The sequence below is a fragment of the Streptomyces sp. CB02261 genome (genome assembly GCF_001905665.1).
In the GTDB taxonomy this organism is placed as follows: Bacteria; Actinomycetota; Actinomycetes; order Streptomycetales; family Streptomycetaceae; genus Streptomyces.
Genome location: NZ_LIVX01000010.1, coordinates 109,977 through 131,525, shown reverse-complemented (window position 1 = coordinate 131,525; position 21,549 = coordinate 109,977). Strand labels below are relative to the sequence as shown.

20 protein-coding genes and 7 tRNA genes are annotated in these 21,549 nt (G+C 73.2%); 12 read left to right on the top strand and 15 right to left on the bottom strand.

Features of this window, described 5'->3' with window-relative positions; genetic code table 11:
* Positions 1 to 34: 34 nt before the first annotated feature.
* Together AMK29_RS29050 and AMK29_RS29045 are read left to right on the top strand one after the other, a co-directional pair.
* On the top strand, positions 35 to 2,251 hold the full coding sequence (locus AMK29_RS29050) for an elongation factor G-like protein EF-G2 (RefSeq protein ID WP_073818587.1): 2,217 nt from the start codon (positions 35 to 37) through the stop codon (positions 2,249 to 2,251).
* 175 nt (positions 2,252 to 2,426) lie between these two features.
* Positions 2,427 to 4,085, top strand: coding sequence for a hypothetical protein (locus AMK29_RS29045; RefSeq protein WP_198942355.1), 1,659 nt, complete (start codon positions 2,427 to 2,429; stop codon positions 4,083 to 4,085).
* A gap of 16 nt (positions 4,086 to 4,101) precedes the next feature.
* On the opposite strand, the gene AMK29_RS29040 is transcribed toward AMK29_RS29045, so the two are convergent.
* The 4 genes from AMK29_RS29040 to AMK29_RS29025 all read right to left on the bottom strand — a co-directional run bounded on the left by AMK29_RS29040 (position 4,102) and on the right by AMK29_RS29025 (position 8,779).
* Complete coding sequence (locus tag AMK29_RS29040) at positions 4,102 to 4,665, bottom strand: HIT family protein (RefSeq protein ID WP_073818584.1); 564 nt, start codon at positions 4,663 to 4,665, stop codon at positions 4,102 to 4,104.
* Between the two features lie 122 nt (positions 4,666 to 4,787).
* Positions 4,788 to 6,764: a threonine--tRNA ligase gene (thrS, locus tag AMK29_RS29035; protein WP_073818582.1), complete on the bottom strand. Its 1,977-nt coding sequence runs from the start codon at positions 6,762 to 6,764 to the stop codon at positions 4,788 to 4,790.
* A gap of 138 nt (positions 6,765 to 6,902) precedes the next feature.
* Positions 6,903 to 8,213: a hypothetical protein gene (locus tag AMK29_RS29030; RefSeq protein WP_073818580.1), complete on the bottom strand. Its 1,311-nt coding sequence runs from the start codon at positions 8,211 to 8,213 to the stop codon at positions 6,903 to 6,905.
* Entirely contained in the window at positions 8,213 to 8,779 is a 567-nt protein-coding gene (locus AMK29_RS29025; protein ID WP_073818579.1) for a DUF4365 domain-containing protein, read from the bottom strand. Before AMK29_RS29025 ends, AMK29_RS29030 begins: the two co-directional genes overlap by 1 nt.
* A gap of 121 nt (positions 8,780 to 8,900) precedes the next feature.
* Between AMK29_RS29025 and AMK29_RS29020 the strand changes: the two genes are divergently transcribed.
* On the top strand, positions 8,901 to 9,629 hold the full coding sequence (locus tag AMK29_RS29020; RefSeq protein WP_073818577.1) for a 3'-5' exonuclease: 729 nt from the start codon (positions 8,901 to 8,903) through the stop codon (positions 9,627 to 9,629).
* A gap of 48 nt (positions 9,630 to 9,677) precedes the next feature.
* Here AMK29_RS29020 and AMK29_RS29015 read toward each other — a convergent pair.
* Together AMK29_RS29015 and AMK29_RS29010 are read right to left on the bottom strand one after the other, a co-directional pair.
* Positions 9,678 to 9,749 (bottom strand) — tRNA-Val (locus AMK29_RS29015).
* A gap of 39 nt (positions 9,750 to 9,788) precedes the next feature.
* Positions 9,789 to 10,235: an SRPBCC family protein gene (locus AMK29_RS29010; protein ID WP_073818576.1), complete on the bottom strand. Its 447-nt coding sequence runs from the start codon at positions 10,233 to 10,235 to the stop codon at positions 9,789 to 9,791.
* Between the two features lie 92 nt (positions 10,236 to 10,327).
* On the opposite strand from AMK29_RS29010, the gene AMK29_RS29005 reads away from it, so the two are divergent.
* Positions 10,328 to 13,138 (top strand): SCO7613 C-terminal domain-containing membrane protein, encoded by a 2,811-nt coding sequence (locus tag AMK29_RS29005; RefSeq protein ID WP_073818574.1) that lies wholly within the window; start codon positions 10,328 to 10,330, stop codon positions 13,136 to 13,138.
* A 49-nt stretch (positions 13,139 to 13,187) separates the two neighbouring features.
* On the opposite strand, the gene AMK29_RS29000 is transcribed toward AMK29_RS29005, so the two are convergent.
* Together AMK29_RS29000 and AMK29_RS28995 are read right to left on the bottom strand one after the other, a co-directional pair.
* Positions 13,188 to 13,262 (bottom strand) — tRNA-Val (locus tag AMK29_RS29000).
* A 54-nt stretch (positions 13,263 to 13,316) separates the two neighbouring features.
* On the bottom strand, positions 13,317 to 13,739 hold the full coding sequence (locus AMK29_RS28995) for a TIGR02611 family protein (RefSeq protein ID WP_073818572.1): 423 nt from the start codon (positions 13,737 to 13,739) through the stop codon (positions 13,317 to 13,319).
* Between the two features lie 190 nt (positions 13,740 to 13,929).
* On the opposite strand from AMK29_RS28995, the gene AMK29_RS28990 reads away from it, so the two are divergent.
* Entirely contained in the window at positions 13,930 to 14,343 is a 414-nt protein-coding gene (locus AMK29_RS28990) for an SsgA family sporulation/cell division regulator (protein ID WP_015032345.1), read from the top strand.
* Positions 14,344 to 14,534: 191 nt separating this feature from the next.
* Complete coding sequence (locus AMK29_RS28985) at positions 14,535 to 15,092, top strand: CGNR zinc finger domain-containing protein (RefSeq protein ID WP_073818570.1); 558 nt, start codon at positions 14,535 to 14,537, stop codon at positions 15,090 to 15,092.
* A 10-nt stretch (positions 15,093 to 15,102) separates the two neighbouring features.
* On the opposite strand, the gene AMK29_RS36845 is transcribed toward AMK29_RS28985, so the two are convergent.
* Positions 15,103 to 15,276, bottom strand: coding sequence for a hypothetical protein (locus tag AMK29_RS36845; protein WP_198942354.1), 174 nt, complete (start codon positions 15,274 to 15,276; stop codon positions 15,103 to 15,105).
* Between the two features lie 112 nt (positions 15,277 to 15,388).
* The gene (locus tag AMK29_RS28980; protein WP_073818568.1) at positions 15,389 to 15,802 is read right to left on the bottom strand and encodes a hypothetical protein; all 414 of its coding nucleotides are present in this window, start codon (positions 15,800 to 15,802) and stop codon (positions 15,389 to 15,391) included.
* Positions 15,803 to 15,950: 148 nt separating this feature from the next.
* On the opposite strand from AMK29_RS28980, the gene AMK29_RS28975 reads away from it, so the two are divergent.
* Entirely contained in the window at positions 15,951 to 16,466 is a 516-nt protein-coding gene (locus tag AMK29_RS28975; RefSeq protein WP_073818567.1) for a DsbA family protein, read from the top strand.
* A gap of 11 nt (positions 16,467 to 16,477) precedes the next feature.
* On the opposite strand, the gene AMK29_RS28970 is transcribed toward AMK29_RS28975, so the two are convergent.
* The 3 genes from AMK29_RS28970 to AMK29_RS28960 are packed head-to-tail and all read right to left on the bottom strand — an operon-like array spanning position 16,478 to position 19,254.
* Positions 16,478 to 17,317, bottom strand: a complete 840-nt coding sequence (locus AMK29_RS28970) for a GNAT family N-acetyltransferase (protein WP_073818565.1) — start codon at positions 17,315 to 17,317, stop codon at positions 16,478 to 16,480.
* A gap of 42 nt (positions 17,318 to 17,359) precedes the next feature.
* Positions 17,360 to 18,190: an aminotransferase class IV gene (locus AMK29_RS28965; protein ID WP_073818564.1), complete on the bottom strand. Its 831-nt coding sequence runs from the start codon at positions 18,188 to 18,190 to the stop codon at positions 17,360 to 17,362.
* On the bottom strand, positions 18,187 to 19,254 hold the full coding sequence (locus AMK29_RS28960) for a chorismate-binding protein (RefSeq protein WP_073818562.1): 1,068 nt from the start codon (positions 19,252 to 19,254) through the stop codon (positions 18,187 to 18,189). Before AMK29_RS28960 ends, AMK29_RS28965 begins: the two co-directional genes overlap by 4 nt.
* A gap of 232 nt (positions 19,255 to 19,486) precedes the next feature.
* Here AMK29_RS28960 and AMK29_RS28955 point away from each other — a divergent pair.
* The 5 genes from AMK29_RS28955 (at position 19,487) to AMK29_RS28935 (ending at position 19,967) form a co-directional block, all read left to right on the top strand.
* Positions 19,487 to 19,559, top strand: a tRNA-Gly gene (locus AMK29_RS28955).
* Between the two features lie 39 nt (positions 19,560 to 19,598).
* A tRNA-Cys gene (locus AMK29_RS28950) sits at positions 19,599 to 19,672 on the top strand.
* A 1-nt stretch (position 19,673) separates the two neighbouring features.
* Positions 19,674 to 19,745: transfer RNA gene (locus tag AMK29_RS28945), tRNA-Val, on the top strand.
* 34 nt (positions 19,746 to 19,779) lie between these two features.
* A tRNA-Val gene (locus tag AMK29_RS28940) sits at positions 19,780 to 19,851 on the top strand.
* Positions 19,852 to 19,892: 41 nt separating this feature from the next.
* Positions 19,893 to 19,967: transfer RNA gene (locus AMK29_RS28935), tRNA-Val, on the top strand.
* Positions 19,968 to 20,018: 51 nt separating this feature from the next.
* On the opposite strand, the gene AMK29_RS28930 is transcribed toward AMK29_RS28935, so the two are convergent.
* Both AMK29_RS28930 and AMK29_RS28925 read right to left on the bottom strand, forming a co-directional pair.
* Complete coding sequence (locus tag AMK29_RS28930) at positions 20,019 to 20,309, bottom strand: TFIIB-type zinc ribbon-containing protein (protein WP_073818560.1); 291 nt, start codon at positions 20,307 to 20,309, stop codon at positions 20,019 to 20,021.
* A gap of 46 nt (positions 20,310 to 20,355) precedes the next feature.
* Positions 20,356 to 21,336 (bottom strand): aminoglycoside phosphotransferase family protein, encoded by a 981-nt coding sequence (locus tag AMK29_RS28925; protein WP_073818559.1) that lies wholly within the window; start codon positions 21,334 to 21,336, stop codon positions 20,356 to 20,358.
* Positions 21,337 to 21,549: the final 213 nt, after the last annotated feature.

Here is a 21,549-nt window from a genome sequence, read left to right as displayed (position 1 = left end):
GCCGCACCGTGCGAGCAGTCGGGAGGAACACATCATGGGTGACAAGGCGAACACCGCCGCCGGGGCCGCCGGCAGGGCTCTGACGGCCGACCGGCCCGCGGCCGTGCGGAACGTGGTGCTGGTCGGCCACAGCGGATCCGGCAAGACGACCCTGGTGGAGGCGCTCGCGCAGACCGCCGGGGCGCTCAACCGGGCCGGCCGGGTCGAGGACGGCGCCACCGTCTCCGACTACGACGAGATCGAGCACCGCCAGCACCGCTCCGTACAGCTGTCCCTCGTCCCCGTCGGCTGGGACGGGTACAAGATCAACCTCCTCGACACCCCCGGGTACGCCGACTTCGTCGGGGAGCTGCGGGCCGGTCTGCGCGCCGCGGACGCGGCCCTCTTCGTCGTCTCGGCCGCCCAGGAGGCCGACGCCGTCGCCGCCTCGACCCGGATGATCTGGGAGGAGTGCGCCGCCGTGGGCATGCCCCGGGCCATCGTCGTCACCCACCTCGACACGGCCCGCACCGACTTCGACGAGCTGACCTCCGTCTGCGCCTCGCTCTTCGGACGCGACGATCCGGACGCCGTGCTCCCCCTCTACCTCCCGGTGCGCGGCGAGGAGGGACCCGACGGGCACGCCCCCGCGACCGGCCTGGTCGGCCTGCTCTCGGAGCGGGTCCACGACTACTCCACGGGCGTACGGCGGGAGAGCCCGCCCGACGAGAGCCGACGGGAGCTCGTCGCGGAGGCCCGGGCCCGGCTGATCGAGGGGATCATCGCCGAGAGCGAGGACGAGACCCTCATGGACCGCTACCTCAGCGGTGAACAGCTCGACGTGAAAACCCTCGTCGCCGACCTGGAGAAGGCCGTCGCCCGGGGCGCCTTCCACCCGGTGCTCGCGGCCGCCCCCGCCGCCGACGGCGGCACGCAGGGCCTCGGCACCGTCGAACTCCTGGAACTGATCACCGGCGGCTTCCCCTCCCCGCTGGAGCACGAGCCGCCCGCCGTCACCACCCCCGACGGCCGCCCCCGGCCCCCGATCGCCTGCGACCCCGAGGGTCCCCTGGTCGCCGAGGTCGTCAAGACCGCCGCCGACCCCTACGTCGGCCGGGTGTCCCTGGTCCGGGTCTTCTCCGGCACCCTGCGCCCCGACGAGACCGTCCACGTCTCCGGCCACGGCCTGGCCGGCCGGGGCCACGAGGAGCGGGAGCCGCACGAGGCGGACGAGCGGATCGGCGGACTCACCTCGCCGTTCGGCAGGCAGCAGCGGCCCCTGGCGGAGTGCATCGCCGGGGACCTCGCCTGTGTGGCCCGGCTCGGCCACGCGGAGACCGGCGACACGATCTCCGCCAAGGACGATCCGCTCCTGATGGAGCCCTGGAACATGCCGGAGCCGCTGCTCCCGCTCGCCGTCGAGGCCCACAGCAAGGCCGACGAGGACCGGCTGTCGCAGGGCCTCGCCCGGCTGGTCGCCGAGGACCCGACCCTGCGCCTGGAACAGAACCAGGACACCCGGCAGGTGGTGCTGTGGTGCCTGGGCGAGGCGCACCAGGACGTCGCCCTCGAACGTCTGAGGGGCCGGTACGGGGTGCGGGTCGACGCCGTGCCGTACAAGGTGCCGCTGCGCGAGACCTTCGGCGGCGCCGCGGCCGGCCGGGGCCGGCACGTCAAGCAGTCCGGCGGCCACGGCCAGTACGCGATCTGCGAGATCGAGGTGGAGCCGCTCCCGGCGGGCAGCGGCGTCGAGTTCGTCGACAAGGTGGTCGGCGGGGCGGTCCCGCGCCAGTTCATCTCCTCCGTGGAGAAGGGCGTACGGGCCCAGGCCGCCCGAGGTGTCGCCGCGGGCTTTCCGCTGGTCGACATCCGGGTCACCCTCAAGGACGGCAAGGCCCACTCGGTGGACTCCTCGGACGCCGCCTTCCAGACCGCCGGGGCGCTCGCGCTGCGCGAGGCGGCCGCCGAGGTCGCCGTGCGGCTCCTGGAGCCGGTCGCCGAGGTCCAGGTCCTCGTGCCGGACGAGTACGTCGGCCCGGTGATGAGCGACCTGTCGGGGCGGCGCGGCCGGGTCGTCGGCACCGACCAGGCCGGCCCCGGGCGGACCGTGGTCCGGGCCGAGGTGCCGGAGATCGAGATCGGACGGTACGCGATCGACCTGCGGTCCGTGTCGCACGGCACCGGCCGGTTCGACCGCGCGTACGTCCGGCACGAGCCGATGCCGCCGCAGCTCGCCGAGAAGATGCGCGAACAGGCCGGAAAGGCCGCCTGACTGACGGGGTGACAGCCGGGGCCGCCCGCCACGCCGGCGGAGGGTGGGCGGCATTCGGCCGAGCCGTCGCACTCCGGTGACGCGTCAGGCGGTACCCGGTTACGCTGTGGTGCCCAGCTCAGAAGGTGTGCGGGGCACGGCAGTTGGGAACAGCCCGCACAGGGACTCGCGCACGATGGGGGCGGCAGTGGCGATGGACGGTTTCGGACCCGGGGCACAGATCCCCCTCCAGGGCTCCGGCGGCGGTACGGGGGCGACGAACGCCCTGGCGTCCGCCGCGTACCGGGACAGCCCGCTGGAGACGATCAAGGAAGCCGACAACGAGCTCTACACGTCGACGGTCAAGGAAGGGTCGTGGCACAAGCTCTTCCGCCCCGACCTCGGCGAGGCCTTCTGCCGGGCGGTCCAGGTCCGCATGCTCGGCGGCGCCCGCAAGGCCCTCATCCAGTCGTTCGGCGCGGAACCGCAGCCGGTCGTCGAGCACTGCCTCGCCGCCTCCCGCCTCCGCAGGCAGCGCGACATCAAGCTGACCATGGTCACCGTCCTCTGCGGGTTGCTCTTCCTGCCCGGCCTGCTGCTCTGGCTCGGCGTGATCCAGCTCCGCCGGATGGCGGCGGGGTCGGACAAGAAGCGCACCAGCGCCATCGGCACCGCCATGCTCGTCGCCGCCGGGTTCCTCGCCCTGCTCGTCCTCCTGAAGCTGCCCTTCGGCGGGATCCTGCCGAACTACCTGCGCGCCATGCTCGTCGCCCCGGTGGTGGGCTGGTTCCTCGCCCGCCGGATCTGCGAGCGCACCGCCGTGGACCTCCGCGAGCGCTGGACCGCGCTGCTCAGCGGCGGCGGCATCGGCGCCAAGATCCCCGAGGCCGCTCCCCGGGACCCGGGCGAGAAGGCCGCCGAGGAGCTCCGGCAGAACCTGGAGAAGCTCTCCGCGGAGCAGCAGTCGAACATCGTGTTCTACGCGGGCGCCAAGGGCGTCCTCGGTCTGGGCACGCGCTGGGGCAGCTGGACGCTCGCCGAGGAGCTCATTCCCAAGGCGGGCCGCGAGATCCACGACTTCCGCGCCTGGGACGTGGTGCGCAAGATCCACGACCAGCTCACCCTGCTGGAGCGCGGCTCCCTCAAGACCGGCTTCCCCAAGCCGACCGTCAAGCACTGGATCGTCTCGCCCGTCGGTGAGGGCGCCGACGAGGTCACCCGCCCCGAGGGCGACAGCATCGTCCACTACCAGGTCAAGCCGCACGAGATACAGCGCATCTGCAACGACCAGCAGTTCGGCGCGGGCAACCGCCACTACCTCGGTGTGCAGTTCACGCTCTGGGACGGGAACCTGGTGCTCACCATGATGGTCACGGTGACCTCCCTGCTGCACACCCTCCGGATCGAGGTCACCGGGCACGCCCTCGGTCCCGTCCACGGCCTGTTCACGACGAAGCCGAAGGCGAAGACCAAGGAGGTCTCCAAGACGGTCCGCTTCTGGGAGACCAAGGAGATCACCCAGCCGCTGATGACGACCGACGAGGTCGTCCGCCTCGCGGTCCGCGCCCCGCTCACCTGGTACCCGCCGGTCCTGGACTTCCTCGGCGGCAAGCTCGTGCTGCCGGAGCCGTTCGGACTGCGGCACATCTGGGCCGGGCCGCCCTGGAAGAACCGCTTCATGGCCGACGACGCCATCCGCATGGCGACGCCGGTGCTGCGGGCGGTCCACGCCGCGACCATCGCGATGCTCGACGAACACAACGTGGACACGGAGCGCTTCACCAACCGCTCGCTCGTCCTGGGCGGCGGCGTCCAGGAACCCGCCCCGAAGAAGGCCGACGTCTACGACGCGTGAGGGACGGCCGTACGGATCAGATGGTGGCCGGCCACGCGTCGGCCAGCATCTTCCGGGTGTCGGCGAGCAGCTGCGGCAGCACCTTGGTGTGACCGACGACCGGCATGAAGTTGGTGTCCCCGCCCCAGCGGGGCACCACGTGCTGGTGCAGATGGGCGGCGATGCCCGCGCCCGCGACGGCACCCTGGTTCATGCCGATGTTGAAGCCGTGCGCACCGGACGCCGCCCGCAGCGCGACCATCGCGCGCTTGGTGAAGTCGGCGAGCTCCGCCGTCTCCTCGACGTCGAGATCCGTGTAGTCGGCGACGTGCCGGTAGGGGACGACCATGAGGTGCCCGCCGTTGTACGGATACAGGTTGAGGACCGCGTACACGCTCGCGCCGCGCGCGATCACCAGGCCGTCCTCGTCCGACTTCGACGGGATCGAGCAGAACGGACAGCCGTCCTCGGCCCCGGGCCCGGTCGGCTTGTTCTCGCCCTGGATGTACGCCATCCGGTGAGGCGTCCACAGGCGCTGGAACGCGTCCCGCGTCCCGACTCCGATCTGCTGCTCCGGCTCAGTCGTCATGCTGTGCAGCATATTGCGTCGCCCGTTCGGAACGTGCCGCCGGGGCGGAAGATCCACGGGGTGGCCAGGCTGCCACGGGCGCGCGAAAGGCCCCCGGGGGAATTCCCCCGGGGGCCTCCCGCGTGCTCAGGGCGTCACACCTGGACGCGGTCCTCGACGATCTTGGCGAGCTTGGCGATGGCCTCGTCGACGGGGATGCCGTTCTCCTGCGAACCGTCGCGGTAGCGGAAGGAGACGGCGCCGGCGGCCATGTCCTCGTCACCCGCGATGATCATGAACGGGACCTTCTGCTTCTGCGCGTTCCGGATCTTCTTCTGCATCCGGTCCGAGGAGGAGTCGACCTCCACCCGCAGGCCCTGCTTCTTCGCCCGGGCGGCGAAGTCGTGCAGGTAGTCGACGTGCGCGTCACCGATCGGGATGCCGGTCGCCTGGACGGGCGCCAGCCACGGCGGCATCGCGCCCGCGTAGTGCTCCAGGAGCACGGCGAAGAAGCGCTCGATCGAACCGAACAGCGCGCGGTGGATCATGACCGGGCGCTGCTTGGTGCCGTCCGGGGCGGTGTACTCCAGGTCGAAGCGCTCCGGCAGGTTGAAGTCGAGCTGCACGGTGGACATCTGCCAGGTACGGCCGATGGCGTCCCGCGCCTGCACGGAGATCTTCGGGCCGTAGAACGCGGCGCCGCCCGGGTCGGGGGTCAGCGGGAGGCCCTGCTTCTCGGCGACCTGCTGGAGGACCGCGGTGGCCTCCTCCCACACCTCGTCGGAGCCGACGAACTTCTCCGGGTCCTTGGTGGACAGCTCCAGGTAGAAGTCGGTCAGACCGTAGTCGCGGAGCAGGTTGAGGACGAAGGTGAGGGTCTTGTCGAGCTCCTCCGCCATCTGCTCCTTGGTGCAGTAGATGTGCGCGTCGTCCTGGGTGAAGCCGCGGGCCCGGGTCAGACCGTGCACGACACCGGACTTCTCGTACCGGTACACGGTGCCGAACTCGAAGAGGCGAAGCGGCAGTTCACGGTACGAACGCCCGCGCGCGTCGAAGATCAGGTTGTGCATCGGGCAGTTCATGGGCTTGAGGTAGTAGTCCACGCCCTCGTCGAGCTGCATGGGGGGGTACATGCCCTCGGCGTACCAGTCGAGGTGGCCCGACTTCTCGAACAGCTTGCCCTTGGTGGCGTGCGGCGAGTAGACGAACTCGTAGCCCTCCTCCTCGTGCCGCTTGCGCGAGTAGTCCTCCATGACCCGGCGGATGATGCCGCCCTTGGGGTGGAAGACCGCGAGGCCGGAGCCGATCTCGTCCGGGACGGAGAAGAGGTCCAGCTCGTTGCCCAGCTTGCGGTGGTCGCGCTTCTCGGCCTCGGCGAGGAAGTCGAGGTGGGCCTTCAGCTCCTCCTTCGACGGCCACGCGGTGCCGTAGATGCGCTGCAGCATCGGGTTCTTCTCGCTGCCGCGCCAGTAGGCGGCGGCGTTGCGCATCAGCTTGAACGCCGGGATGTTCCGGGTGGTCGGCAGGTGCGGACCACGGCAGAGGTCCTTCCAGCACAGGTCGCCGGTCTTGGCGTCGAGGTTGTCGTAGATGGTCAGCTCGCCGCCGCCCACCTCGACGTTCGCACCGTCGTCGGTCGACGCGGAGCCCTTGATGCCGATGAGCTCCAGCTTGTACGGCTCGTCCGCCAGCTCGGCGCGGGCGTCCTCGTCGGTCACCACACGGCGGGCGAAACGCTGACCGCGCTTCTGGATCTCCTGCATCTTCTTCTCGATGACCTTGAGGTCCTCGGGGGTGAAGGGCTTCTCGACGTCGAAGTCGTAGTAGAAGCCGTCCCGGACCGGCGGGCCGATGCCCAGCTTCGCCTCGGGGAAGAGCTCCTGCACGGCCTGCGCCATGACGTGCGCGGTCGAGTGGCGCAGGATGTCGAGACCGTCCGGGGAGGAGATCTCGACGCCCTCGACGACGTCGCCGTCGGAGAGCTCGTACGACAGGTCCTTCAGCTCGCCGCCCACACGGGCGGCGATGACGGTGCGGTCGTCGGCGAACAGGGCGCCGGCGGTGGTGCCCGCGCTCACCGCCCTCTCCTCTGCTTCCGAGGCGGACTGGACGGTCACACGGACATCAGACACGGGTGTTCTTCTTCCTTTGGGGCGCAGGCAGACACGAGGTGCCGGCGCCGGCGGTGCGCAACAGAGACGAGGTGCCGCGCACTGCCGATGTTACCGAGCCGTCCGCGCCCTCCGCGAAACGGTTTCCCCGGGCCCGGCTCACCCCTCGTCCGGGCCGCACGCCTCCTCGAAGAAGTCGAGGTTCTCCTGGAGGGCCTTCATCAGCCGGTCCCGTTCCGTCTCGTCGACCTGCACCGGGACGACCCCGGACGCGTCGGTGAGGCGGCGGAAGCCGCCCCGGCTCTCCAGGCGCCCCACCACCCGGATCGGGAGCCCGACGAGATGGGCGTGGCCCGCCGTGCGGTACGCCTCCTCGTCGAGGGTGACACGGACGTGCGGGACCTCCGCCCCGCCCAGCACCCGGAGCCGTACGGTTCCCTCGCCGCGCGGCCCGGAGCGGCGCATGCGGACGACGGCGCCGGTGAGCCGGACCGGCACCGAGGGCTCGTCGGTGAGGTAGCGGGCGCTCGCCTCCCGCAGGGCGGGCAGGTCGCCCGGGGAGAACTCGACCGGTTCGGGCCGGGGGGCGCAGCCCTCCGGCGCGCCCGCGGACGGGGCCCACTCCAGGGCGACGCGGGCGCCCTCGGTGCCGCGGACGAGGGCGACGAGGGCTTCGGTGAGTTCGCGGCTGACGCCCGCCCCGACGGCGGCGTCGAAGGCCTCCATGCCGCCGGTGGCCCGCTGGTAGTCGGTGGCCTCGCGGGCCGCGTGGAGCGCGTGGTAGAGCCGGACCGCGACGGCGCGGCCCGGTTCGACCGGGAGGAAGGCGGTGAGGCCGCGCCCGCCGGGGGCGGCGCCGACGACGACGGTCTCCAGGGAGGCCTGGGCGGGGCGCCGGTGCCGGGCCCCGTAGTAGCCGGCCCGGCCGCGCACGGCGAGGGCGCCGGCGAGGAGCATCTGGCGGGCGGCGGACCTGAGCTGCTCCTGCACGGTCCAGGGGACGGTGCCGGCGGGGCCCGGGGGCACGTCGCGCCACCAGCGGATCTCGTCGCTGGGCACGGCGAGGCCGGTGAGGACCTCGCGGGCGGAGGGCGTGGCGCTGCGGGCGAGGGCGGTGAGCGCCTCGCCGAGCAGGTCCTCGCAGTCCGGGAAGGCGCGGCTCTCGGGGACGAGGAGGCTGGTCCCGGTGCCGTTGCCGGGCGGGGTCCAGCGGCTGTAGCGGCCCGCCGCCCCGCCGCGCCGCCGCCATCCGTGCCGGGCGAGGAGCGCGCCGAGGACGCGCGGGTCGACCCTGCCCGGGTCGGGTGCGCCGTGGCCGTCGGCCCAGGGCCCGGTGGGCGGGGCCGGGACCCCGGTCCAGGGCCCGGGGGTGTCGCCGGGCGCCGGGTGGGGCCGGTACGGCGGGGGAACGGCGGCGGAGCCCCCGGTCCCCTCGTCCCCGAACCTCGGTTCGTCGATCGGTCGGTGCATCAAGGTCTCCCTCCCACGCCGACCCGGGTCATGATCTCGCAGAGCGCCCGGTCGTCGAAGATCCGCGCCGTCGGGATGCGCACGGTGGTCCTGCGCCGTCCCGTGACCGGGTGTCCGGCCAGGTTGATCCAGTAGCAGCAGTGCCGCAGGTCGAGCCGGTCGTGACCCGCTCTCAGCCAGTCCTCCTGTGACCTCGGGACGAGCATCACGACGAGGATCTTGTGCACGGACACCGGAGTCCTGGCGAGCTTCACCAGATGGTCGTTGTCGAGGGTGAAGGAGAACGTGCTCCCGGGTGGGCTCGGCGGTATCTGGTAGGTGCACTTGAGCTGCACCTTGATGGTCACTTCGTCGTCGACGGTGTGGCCCGGCGAACCGTGGCTCACGTGCCAGTCGATGCCGTTGTCCGGAAAGGGCTGGGACAGCGAGCAGCCGGCCGCGGCGGCGACGGCGTGCAGGTATCCCACCTGAAGGGTCTCCATGCAGGCGGTGGTGGCGAGTGAGCCGCGCGTCGGTGCCAGCCCCTGGGGCGGCAGCCCTCCCGACTCGGGCTGGGCGAGCGCCATGTCTGTTTCCTTCCCCGTCCCTTCTGTTGTGACCGGTCCGCGTACGACGCAAACAGTCCGGGTATCACCGTTTCGGGGCAGGGGGTTGGCCATCTGCCGCACGTGTGCAGGGAGTTCAGGGATGACGATGCACTGGTACGAAGGGCCCCTGGCCGCTTTCGACACGGAGACCACGGGAGTCGACGTCGAGGGCGACCGGATCGTGTCCGCCGCTCTCGTCGTGCAGGACATGGCGGGAGCGCGGCCGCGGGTGACGCGCTGGCTGGTCAATCCGGGCATACCGGTGCCCGAAGGGGCCACCGCCGTCCACGGACTGACGGACGATCACCTCCAGCGGTACGGCCGCTGGCCGTCCCCGGTGATGGAGGAGCTGGCGCGGGCGCTGGCCGAGCAGGTCGCGGCGGGGCGTCCGCTGGTGGTGATGAACGCGCCGTTCGATCTGACGATCCTCGACCGCGAGCTGCGCAGGCACCGGGCGTCCTCGCTCGGCGACTACCTGCCGGGCTCCCCTCTGTGCGTGCTCGACCCGCGGGTCCTGGACAAGCACCTGGACCGCTACCGCAAGGGCCGCCGGACGCTCACGGACCTCTGCGCGCACTACGAGGTGGAGCTGACGGGGGCGCACGACGCGGCGGCGGACGCGACGGCCGCGCTCGACGTCGTACGGGCGGTGGCGCGGCGCTTCTCGTCCCGGCTGGAGCGGCTGACCCCGGCGGAGCTGCACACGCTGCAGGCGGTGTGGCACGCGGCGCAGGCCCGGGGCCTCCAGGCCTGGTTCACCCGGCAGGGCACGCCGGAGACGGTGGACCCGGCGTGGCCGCTGCGGCCGGAACTGCGCACGGCGGCCTGACACATGACAGAGGCCGGTCCGTCTTTCGACGGACCGGCCTCTACCCGGTGGGCGATACTGGGATCGAACCAGTGACCCCTTCGGTGTGAACGAAGTGCTCTCCCGCTGAGCTAATCGCCCGGGAACGGGTTGAACCATACAGGCCTCCGCGCCCTTCGTTCAAACCGGCCGGAGGTGGGCGGCGAGCCCCCGCCGTCCCCCGCGCATCATCAGGGCGTGGTTGGCGCGGAAGACGGGGCGCCCGGGGACGGCGAGGGCCCGCAGCAGGCGGGCCCGGACCTCGACCTCCTGCTCGTATACGGCGCGGGTACCGGTCCCCTCCGGGGTGACGGTCCAGCGGACCCAGCCCTCCAGGTCACCGTCGAGCCCGACCTCCAGGACCCGGGCGGCCGGGTCGCGGCGCAGGGCCCGGACGGTGACGACGATGTCGTACGGGAGGAGGGAGCGGAAGCGGGCGGTGCCGGTGGTGTCGTCGACGCGGGCGACCTCGCGGACCTGGGGCCACCAGCGGGGGTATTCCTCGGGGCGTTCGAGGACGGCGTACACCGCGTCGGGCGGGGCGGCGAGCCGCCAGACGCTGCGGAAGCGGTACCGGCACCAGTCCATGCCCCCAGTGTGGGGGTACTCAGTCGGCGGGCGCCGGAAGATGAGTACCAGGACGCATTCCCGCCGGGTGTGGCCGGGGCCACACTCCGCCTATGGACAACTCACTGCCGCCCGCCGACGAGCTGGTGCTCGTCGACCGCGAGCTGGCGCAACTCGACGCACGCCGGTCCCAGTTGCTGGCCCGCCGGGCCTGGCTGCTCCAGGTGCTGTACGCGCCCGCCGCGTCGGCGGCGCCGCGACCGCGGCCGCCGGTGGCGGACGCGACGCCGCGGAGCGCCCAGAACGTCCTGCTGACGCTGGGCGGCACCCTGCTGACGATCGCGGCGGTCGCCTTTACCCTGGTGAGCTGGGGCTCGATGGGCATCGGCGGGCGCGCCGCGGTCCTGTCCGTGGTGACCTCGGCGGCTCTGGCGGCGCCGGTGGCGCTGCTGCGCAGGAGCCTGGTGTCGACGGCCGAGTCGGTGGCGGCGCTCGGTCTGGTCCTGATGGTCCTCGACGCGTACGCGCTGCACCGGGTGGCGCTGCCGGAGACGGACGGCCTGGGGTACTCGGCGGTGGCCGCCGCGGTCCTCGCGGGCGCGTGGACGGCGTACGGTTCGGCGCTGCCCCGGCTGCGGGTCCCGCTGCCGGTGGCCGTGGTCGCCGGACAGCTGCCGCTGCCGCTGGGCGCGCTCGCGGCCGGCGGCGGCCCGACGGCCTTCGCGTGGGCGGCCCTGGTGACGGCCGCGGCGGACGGGGCCGTGGTCCTGTGGGCCCGGCCGCGGTCGGTCAGGATCACGGCGGTCACCGGTGCGGTGGCCTTGGGCGGCTGGGCGCTCCTGACGGGCGGCTGGCTCTCCCTCACCTCCCCGTGGAGCGGCGCGGCGCTGCTCCTGGCGGGTGCGGCGGTGACGCTGTACGTGTCGTGGCGCGCGCCCGCCCTGGCGGTGGGGGCCGCGGCGGTCGCGGGCCTGGCGGCTCTGACGGCGGCGGGCGGCCTGGTCCGCACCGCGGTCCCGGCGGACTGGGCGGTACCGGGGTACGTCCTGTGCGCCCTGGCCCTGGCGTCGCTGTGGCGTATGGGCACGGTGCCGGCCACGGGCACCGGTGCGGCGGGAACGGGTCCGGCGGACGCCGGGGTGACCGAAGCCGGCACGGGTGGCGCGGGTCCGGCCGACGCCGGCGCGGCGGGCACCGGTGCTGCCGGAGCCGGGGCGGGGGGCGCCGAGGCGGGCACGGGCCCGACGGGAGCGGCTCCGGCCGGTGCCGGGGCGTCCGGTACGGGTGCGGCGGAAGCCGGCGCGGCGGGAACGGGTTCGGCAGGCACCGGAGTGCCCGGCGCGGGTCCGGCCGGTGTCGGCGCGGTCGGCGGCGGCGCGGTCGGCGGCGCCGGGCGCGGCGGGGGCGGCAGGGGCGGCAGGGGCGGCAGGGGCGCCTCGTCGGCGGGCGGTGGCTTCCGGCTGCCGCGGGGCGTGCGGCTCGGGCTGGCCGGGGCGGGGGCCGGGGTGGCGACGCTCGGGGTCGTGTGGGCGCTGCCGCCGGTGGTGGCCGGTCTCCTCGGGCCGATGGCCCGGACGACGGCCGTGTGGTCGGGCGAGCACACGGGGCGCGTCCTGACGTCGTACCCGGCGACGGCGGCCCTGGTCCTGGCGGTGGCCGTCGCCGCCCTCGCGGCCGTCCCCCGGCTCTGGGGCCGGTGCGGGGCCCTCGCCCTGGCCTGGGCGCTGCTCACCGCCCTGCCGGTCTCCCTCGGCCTGCCGTACGCGGCGACGCTCGCCCTCCAGCTCGTGACGTCCGCGGCCGCCCTGTGGATCGCCGTCCGCCCGGGACCGCTGACCCCCGGCCTGCGCGCGCCCGTCCGTCAGGGGGCGGAGCCGGAGACGGGGGCGGGACCGGCGACGCCGTGGACCTCGTGGGCGCCCCGGCGGACCGGCGCGGGGACGCCCGCCGTGGAGCCGGCGACCGTCCTCGGGTGGTGCGCGTACGCCGGCGGTCTCGCCTCCGCCGTGAGCGCCGTCGCCCTGGCCCTGGACGTACGGGGGGCCACGTTCACCGTCCTCGGGGTGGTGCTGGTGCTCCTCACGGGCGTGGCGGCGCTCGGTACGGACGCGCGCCGCGTGGTCGCGGCCGTCGGCGCGGTCCTCACCGGGACCGGCCTGGTGTGCGCGGTGGCGGCGGCCGGCGGGTTCGCGGACCACTGGACGGCCCTCGCGCTGCTCCTGGTGCCGGCGGTCACCGCCGCCGTGGGCGCCCGGACGCGCCCGCGTGCGGTGGCCCTGGCGGTGGAGATCACCGGCGCGGCCGTGGCCCTGCCCGCGTTCGGGCTCGCCGTCTCCCGGCCGGCCTTCCTGGCGCTGGTCCTGGCGCTCGGGGGCGTGATCGCGGCGGCGACGGCGGTACGGCCGGAGCGGCGGCGGTTCGCGTCCTGGACGGCGGCGGCGCTGTTCCTGCTGGCCACCTGGGTGCGGCTGGCGGACTGGGAGGTGACGACCCCGGAGGCGTACACGCTCCCGGTGACCGTGCCCGCGCTCGTCCTCGGCTTCCTGCGGCGGCGCCGGGACACCGAGGCCTCGTCCTGGACGGCGTACGGCCCCGGGCTCGCGGCGACGCTGCTGCCGAGCCTCCTCGCGGCCTGGACGGACCCGGAGTGGCTCCGTCCGCTGGCCCTGGGGGTCGCGGCCCTCGCGGTGACGCTGATCGGCGCGCGGTTCCGGCTGCAGGCCCTGCTGGTCCTCGGTGGCGTGGTGCTGGCCCTGGACGGGCTGCACGAGCTGGCGCCGTACGTGGTGCAGGTGGTGGGCGCCCTGCCGCGCTGGCTGCCGCCGGCCCTGGCCGGGCTGCTGCTGCTCGCGCTGGGCGCCACGTACGAGCAGCGGCTGCGGGACGCGAGGAGGCTCCGGGACCGGGTCGCGCGGATGCGGTGAACGCCGAAGGCCCGGAGACGGTGTTCCGTCTCCGGGCCTTCGGACCGGGTGGTGGGCGATACTGGGTTCGAACCAGTGACCCCTTCGGTGTGAACGAAGTGCTCTCCCACTGAGCTAATCGCCCCGGTGCACCGCAAACATTACCGCATGTCAGCGGGGCTCCCGAACCATCCGAGGGTCACTGGTCGATCTTCCACGGCATGACGAAGCCGAACTTCCAGAGGTAGACGCCGAGCAGGACGGCGATGATCACCAGGCCGACGGTGGTGAGGATGATGTTCCTGCGGCGGACCTTGGGGTCGAGGGCGCGCTGGGCGGCCTCGGTGACCTTGCGCTTGGTCCAGCGGAGCACGAGCTGCGCCCAGACGAACTCGGTCGCCCAGATCGCCATGCCGCCGAAGATGACGAGCCAGCCGGGTCCGGGGAGCGGCAGCATCACCACTCCGGCCCCGACCACGGCGAGTCCCACGATGAAGACGCCGACCTGCCAGCTCAGATGCAGGCCTCGGCGGGACTTGATGAACTCCGGTGCGCGGGATCCCAGTTCGGCTTCCTGGCCGTCTGCGGACTCCCCGGCGCGCTCGTCACTCTCCGCATTCATGGTCCCCAACTTACCGGACGGTGAGCCGTCGCCGGAATGGCGGTATTACCGCAGGTCACAGGCGTCCGAACGAGCTACCTGAACACTCACAAAACCGACAGAGGGGTTTACAACGGCACCGGAGGTGGCATGTCGATTTCGCCGACGTGCGAATCCCCGAGCGCACACTGAGCGAAAGGCCCTGGCGCTTATGAACACCACGGTCAGCTGCGAGCTGCACCTGCGCCTCGTTGTGTCGAGCGAGTCCTCACTGCCTGTACCCGCGGGCCTGCGGTATGACACGGCCGATCCCTATGCCGTGCACGCCACCTTCCACACCGGAGCCGAGGAGACGGTCGAGTGGGTCTTCGCCCGCGACCTTCTCGCCGAGGGGCTGCACCGGCCCACCGGCACGGGCGACGTCCGCGTCTGGCCATCTCGTAGTCACGGTCAGGGAGTCGTCTGCATCGCGTTGAGCTCCCCCGAGGGAGAAGCCCTGCTCGAGGCCCCGGCGAGGGCCCTGGAGTCGTTCCTGAAGAGGACCGACGCCGCCGTGCCACCGGGCACCGAGCATCGGCACTTCGACCTCGACACGGAGCTCTCCCACATCCTGGCCGACAGCTGAGCCAGGCCGAGAGCCGCACGGCGCCGTCCGACTCGGGGCGACGGCGCCGCGCGGGAGTCACCTAGGCACGTCATCCGGCGCCCGCCACCGCGCAGCCAACGCGGTGGTGGGCGCCGGTGTCCTTTTCCGGGTCACGCTAAAGTCAGCGCCATTCCGCGGGCGCCCGCCCGCGGCCGGCCAGGGAGCGGATCGTGCTGATTCCCCACGACACCCGGATCGCCCTCGACACCGTCGTCGATCTGATGAACACCGCGCCCCAGGGCGAGCGGGCCGACGAGCTCGCGGACATCGACGGACTGCGGTCCTTCGTGCGCGCGCACAAGATCAGCGGTGTGGGTGATCTCGGCGCCGACGACCTGCGGGCCGTCCGCGAGGTCCGCGAGAAGTTCGCCGCGGTCTTCTCCGCGCCCGAGGCGCGGATCGCGGCCCCCCTGATCAACCAGCTGGTGGCGGGCGCGGGCACCACGCCCCAGCTCACCGACCACGACGGCTACGACTGGCACGTGCACTACTTCGCGCCGGGCGCCTCCGTGGCGGACCATCTCGCGGCCGACTGCGGCATGGCCCTCGCGTTCATCGTGGTGGCGGGCGAGCAGGAGCGGCTGCGGCGCTGCGAGGCGCCGGACTGCGGCCGCGCCTTCGTCGACCTGTCCCGCAACCGCTCGCGCCGCTATTGCGACAGCCGTACCTGCGGCAATCGCCTCCACGTGGCCGCGTACCGCGCGCGCCGCAAGGAGGCGGCGGGCTGAGGCGGCGCCGTCACAGTACGAAGAGATCGTGCACGGCGGCCATCAGCAGCAGACAGCCGATCACCCCGAGGAAGATCATCAGCGGGGGCTGGGAGAGCGCGAACAGACAGCCGCGCGGCTCGTCGGCGGTGGCGGGGGCAGGGGCGGGGGCGGCGGGGAGGGTCTCCCGCGAGGTATCCGGCATCTCGGGGGGATGATCGCGTACCGCGGGCCGGGTAAATCCCGCAACACGCCCCACCGCAGGGGCCGTTCACCCCTTCCCGTGGATCACGGGGAACGGGAATCGTCAGAAGCGGTCAGATTCCGTGCTTCTTCAGAATCGCCTCGATGTCGCTGAAGTCGTCCCCGGCGGACTGGCCGGCCTGCGGCTTCGCGGCCACGGCGCGCGAGGGCGCCGACGCCCCCGGGGCCACCGCTCTGGTCTCGGCGCCACCGGTGGTCCCCTTGCGGCCGCCCCTGCGCCGCTCGACGGCCCGGGTGGACAGGAAGAGCAGCCACGCGACCCCGAGCACGCCGAATCCGGCCCAGGCGACCGGACTGAAGGCCGTGCCCGCGATCCACTCGACGGCGCCCGTCATCACCAGGCCGAGCGGCACGAGGGCGTAGGCCGCGATCCGGACGGCGGTCAGGAAGCGCTTCCGGTACGCCGTGATCGCGGCGATGCCCAGGCCCGCCGCGGACACCGCGGAGCAGATGGTCTCGGCGAGCATGCGGTCCTCCAGATGCCGGGTGATACGTCCCTTCCATCCTGCACCGGCCGGACCGCCCGGGGCCATGCCCGACGGCCGGTCTCAGGGAGATCTCCGGGTCACCCCCGCCGGATCTCCTCCCCAGGTCCCGGTGAGGGAGACTGCTGTCATGAGTGACTCCACCACCGCGCCCGCCTCCCCCGTCGTCCTGGAGGCGTGGTTCGACCTCCAGTGCCCCGACTGCTTCCAGGCCCTCGACGACGTCCGCGCGCTCCGCGAGAAGTACGGCGACCGGCTCGACGTACAGCTGCGCCACTTCCCGCTGGCGAAGCACAAACACGCGTACGCCGCGGCGCAGGCCGCCGAGGAGGCCGTCGACCAGGGCAAGGGCTGGCCGTACGCGGAGGCGCTCCTCGCCAGGACGGCCGAGCTCGGCGAGCGGGGCGAGCCGGTGCTCATGGAGGTCGCGACGGAACTGGGCCTGGACGCCGAGGAGTTCGACACCGCCCTGATCGACGGCCGGCATCTGCTGACCGTCGACGCGGACGAGGCCGAGGGCAAGGCCATCAAGGTCACCGGGACACCGACCTATGTGATCGGCGGCGAGCGCCTGGACGGCGGCCAGAGCCAGGACGGCCTGCGCGAGCGCATCGAGGGGATCGCCGACCGTCTCCTGACCGCCTGAGCGCAGGGCCGCTAGCGCAGGTCCTTCGCGCTGTTGACGTTGGTGGCCCGGTAGCCCAGCGACTCGTAGAGCCGGATCGCCGGTGTGTTGCCGGCGAAGACGTGCAGTCCGAGCAGGGTCTCCCCCGCCTCCCGGGCGACCCGCTCGGCGAGCAGCATGAGCGCCCGCCCGTAGCCGTGGCCGCGCTGCCCCTCGTCGACCTCGATGTCGTACACGTAGGCGGCCCACCGTCCCGGTTCCAGCTCGGTCCGGCCGGTCCAGAGTCGACCGACGGGGCGGCCGTCCCGCAGGATCAGATGGATCGCGGCGCCGGGCGTGGCCAGGCCCTCCGGGAGCAGCGTCCGGTGGCTGCTCTCGGCCTTGGCGCGGGCCTGGTCCTCGGGGACGCCCCGGTCGATCCAGCTCTGCGCGTAGGCGTCCTGGGCCCGCGTCTGCCACGCGGCGAACTCGGCCTCGGTCATCGGCCGGACCTCGACTCCCTCCGGCAGCGGCGGCGGCTCGGCGGGCACCTCCTTGAGCATGTTCCGGCTGCGCTCGGTGTAGCCGAGGGAGCGGGCCATCCGCAGCGCGGGCGCGGCGTCGGCGGGGACCGATATCTGCACCTGGACGCAGCCCCAGCCCCGCAGCACCTCCTCGGAGGCGAGCGCGGCGACCGTGGCCCGGCCCCGGCCGCGGTCGGGCTCGTCGATCCCGAGGCGGCTGATCACTCCGGCGCCGGCTCCGAAGCCGGGGGCGGTGGAGAGGTGCACGGAACCGACACGGCGGCTGTTCACACACACGTCGTAGGTACGGGAACGGCCGCCGTCGGGCGTCTGCTGAAGCGGCTCGGCCGGCCGCAGGGTGGTGGTCATCAGTGGTGTTCTACCCACCCCGGGGCCATCCGTCATCAGGTTTTAGCCGAGGCGCGGGTCCCGGTCCCGGGCGGCCTGCTCGTCGAAGGTCCGCATCGCCTTCGCGGTGACGGGGCCGGGCGCCGGCGACAGTTCACGGCCGTCGACCCGGTGCACGGCCTGCACGTCGCGCAGGGTCGAGGTCAGGAAGATCTCGTCGGCGCTCTCCAGGACGTCCAGGGGCAGGTCGGCCTCCCGCGCCCCGGTCCACTCGACCGCCAGGGCGCGGGTGATGCCCGCGAGGCAGCCGGAGGAGACGGGCGGGGTGAGGATCTGGCCGTCGACCACGACGAAGACGTTGGAGCCGGTGCCCTCGCAGAGCCGCCCCACGGTGTTGGCGAAGAGCGCCTCGGTCGCCCCCTGCTCGCGCGCCCTGGCGAGGGCCACCACGTTCTCGGCGTACGACGTGGTCTTGAGGCCGGTGAGGGCGCCGCGTTCGTTACGCGTCCAGGGCACGGTGATCACCGCGGTGGAGTCGGCGCGGCGGCCGGTCTCGCCGAGGGCGACCACGAGGCTGGCCCCGGCGTCGCCGCGCTCGGAGCCGAGCGGGGAGAGCCCGCCGGTGTACGTGATGCGGAGTCGGCCGATTTCCATCGGGTTCGCCTCAAGGACCGCGGCGCAGGCGCGGCGGACCTCGTCGAGGTCGGGGTCGGGCAGGCCGAGACCGCGGGCGGAGCGGGTGAGCCGCTCCAGGTGGAGCGTCAGAGCAAACGTTTCTCCTCGCTCGGCCTTCACCGTCTCGAAGATGCCGTCGCCGACGGTCAGTCCATGGTCCAGTACGGAGACCAGGGCGGTCTCCGCGTCGTGCAGCCCGCCGTTGACCCAGAGTTTCATCGAGAGATGGCCTTTCCGCTCGCCTCAAGGGCGCCTGACTCGTAGGCGCCCGACGCTATCGCGACGAGCCGGGCCGCCTTGAGCTCGGTCTCGTCCCACTCGCGCTCCGGGTCGGAGCCCCAGGTGATCCCGGCGCCGGTGCCGAAGCGGAGCACGCCCTCGGGGCGGTCGATCCAGAAGGTGCGTATCCCGACGGCCAGCTCGGCGGTTCCCGCGTCGGCGTCGACCCAGCCCACGCCCCCGCAGTACGGCCCGCGCGGAGCGGTCTCCAGGGCCTCGATGATCCGCAGGGCGCTGGACTTGGGGGCGCCGGTGACGGAGCCGGGCGGGAAGGTGGCGGCGAGCAGCTCGGGCCAGCCGGCGTCCTGGCGCAGCCGTCCGGTGACGGTGGAGACGAGGTGGACGAGGCCGGGGTGCTCCTCGGTCGCGCAGAGGGCCGGGACGGCGACGGAGCCGGTCTCGCTGACGCGACCGAGGTCGTTGCGGACCAGGTCGACGATCATCACGTTCTCCGCGTGGTCCTTGGGCAGGAGGTCGGCGGCCGTGCGGCCGGTCCCCTTGATGGGACCCGACGTGATCAGGGCCCCCTCCCTGCGGAGGTAGAGCTCGGGGGAGGCGGTGGCGACCTCCACGCCGTGGGCGGGCAGCCGGATCGTTCCCGCGTAGGGCGCGGGGTTCCCCCTGGCGAGCAGTGCGGTGAGGGCGTCGACGTCGGCGGCGGCCGGGTCCGGCAGCGGCGCGGTCAGCACCCGGCAGAGGTTCGCCTGGTAGACCTCACCGCGCGCGATGTGCTCGCGCACCCGCCGGACGCCCGCGATGTACGCGGCGCGGTCGAGGGACGACGTCCAGTCACCGGCGGCGGGGCCGCGCCAGGCGCCCGGGACGGGCGTGGGAACGCGGTCGGGCCGCACGTCCCCGAAGCGGGCGCAGGTCAGACGCCCTTCGAAGTCCGCGCAGACGGCCCAGAAGCCGGTGGAGTCGAGGGCTTCGGGGTCGTGGGTGACGTCTCGGAGGTCCGTCGCGACGAGGCCGCCGAAGCGGGCCAGAGGAGCAAGGTCGTGCACGCATCGAGTCTAGGTCGGCGACGGGAGGGGCACCGGACCGCGTGCGGTGGCGGCTCCCCGCCACCCGGGGGACACGGCGAGTGAACGCGGCGCGAATCCTCCGGGGCGCCCTGCCCGCCGCCCGGATCGGCCCGCAGGTCAGCACGCTGCGGAAACGCGTTTTTGTGCTGGCCCAGGAATCCGCTAGAGTTCAACACGTCGCCGGGACGCGCAAGCGAAACGGAAACGACAAGCGGACGTGGCTCAGTTGGTAGAGCATCACCTTGCCAAGGTGAGGGTCGCGAGTTCGAATCTCGTCGTCCGCTCGATGTGGGGGATCTTCCCGAACCCCTGTATTCACTCCTGGTGGAGTGGCCGAGAGGCGAGGCAACGGCCTGCAAAGCCGTCTACACGGGTTCAAATCCCGTCTCCACCTCCAAGGACGATTAGCTCAGCGGGAGAGCGCTTCCCTGACACGGAAGAGGTCACTGGTTCAATCCCAGTATCGTCCACTGGACCTTCGGGTCCTGGATCTTCGGATCCCCCGCGCGATTAGCTCAGCGGGAGAGCGCTTCCCTGACACGGAAGAGGTCACTGGTTCAATCCCAGTATCGCGCACGCAGTACGCAGTTCCTTCGGGTACGACGTGTGCACAGCCCGCGCGATTAGCTCAGCGGGAGAGCGCTTCCCTGACACGGAAGAGGTCACTGGTTCAATCCCAGTATCGCGCACCACCAAGAAGCCCCCGGCCGCATCTCGCGGCCGGGGGCTTCCTCGTACCCCGGTCAGGAGGAGAAGAGCATCCGGCCGAAACCGCCCTGACGGTAGTGGCCGCCGCCGTGGCCACCGTGGTGCGGGGCACCCCAGGCCGGGGCGGCGGGGGCGTGCTGCGCCGGGTACGCCTGCGGGGCCGGAGGGGCGGGCGGGGCCTGCTGGACCCACTGGGACTCCAGTCGGGTCAGGGCCTCCAGCTCGCCGTAGTCCAGGAATATCCCCCGGCAGCCGCTGCACTGCTCGATCTGGACACCGTTGCGGTTGTACGTGTGCATGGCCGCGTGACACTTGGGGCACTGCATGGTCGGCTCAACTCCCTGACGTCGCCGTTCGAATGGTGGCTTCACCTTACGTGGACGCCGAAGGGCCCGAGTCGGTTCGCTGACCTGCGATGCGGGCGCAGGTGTCGATCATCACGTCCTCCACCTCGTCGAGCGGTCTGCGCTCGGCCGTCGACTTGGCCAGGGCCAGGGCGGCGGTCTGGACCGTCAAGGCGCGGGCGGGCAGGTCGAGTCGGTCCCACGGGTCGGCGCCCACGGCGGGGCCGCCCGCCTCCTGGTAGGCGCCGAGGAAGCGGGACCAGATCTCCGGGGGCAGGATGCCGGCGGCGAACCAGGCGGCGGGACGGGCCAGATCCCAGGCCGGGTCGCCGAGGCCGAGGTCGTCGATGTCGATGAGCCGCCAGGGCCCCGCCGGCTCCGAGCCGGTGTCGCGGACCAGCTGGCCGAGGTGGAAGTCGCCGTGGCAGAGGAGCCGGGGGCCCGGCGCCGGACGGTCGAGGACCGAGCTCCAGGCGGCGAGGACGGTCGCGGCGGCCGGGTGATCCGGTGCCGTCCGGCGCATCCGGTCCACGGCGAGGGCCGCTTTGGCGGGGGCCCGCATCGCCGGCAGCCGGACCGCCTGCCCCGGCGGGGGCGGCGTGCGGTGCAGCAGGGCGAGCAGCCGCGCCGCCTCCTCCCAGGGTGCGGCGTCGGGGTCCGCCGGGTCGACGGGCGGGCCGTACGGCCAGACCGTGACGGGCCGGCCGTCGAGTACGTCCGGCGCGGGCGCGGGCATCGGGAGGGGCGGGAGGAAGACACCGGCGACATCCGGGTGGGCGGCCAGCGCGAGCCGTGCGCGGTGCTCCTCGTGGTCCGTGCCGGGGGCGTGCGCCTTGGCGACGAGCTTCCCGTGGCGTACGACGGTCCCGTCGTCCCGGTCGGCGAGCACCCCGACGAGTCCGCTCGCGCACCGGCAGGGCGCGCCGGGGCGGTGCGCGGCGGCGCGGGCGAGGGCGGCGAGCCGGTCGAGCGGGGGGAGGTCGAGCGGGGGCCGGTCGGTGGAGTCCACGGGGGGAGCGTACGGGGAGGGGCGGACGGACGGGACCGGGGGCGGTCGCCTCGGCGTGCGCCTCGGTCCCGCGCCCGGGGCCGGCCCCTCCGCCGCACCGCGGTCGCCCGGTGGGAACGCGCGAGGGCCGGTCAGCTCCCCAGCTGACCGGCCCGACGCAGTCGTCCGCCGTACCCCCGTCCCCACGGGGTTGATGGCCGGATGTCCCGACCC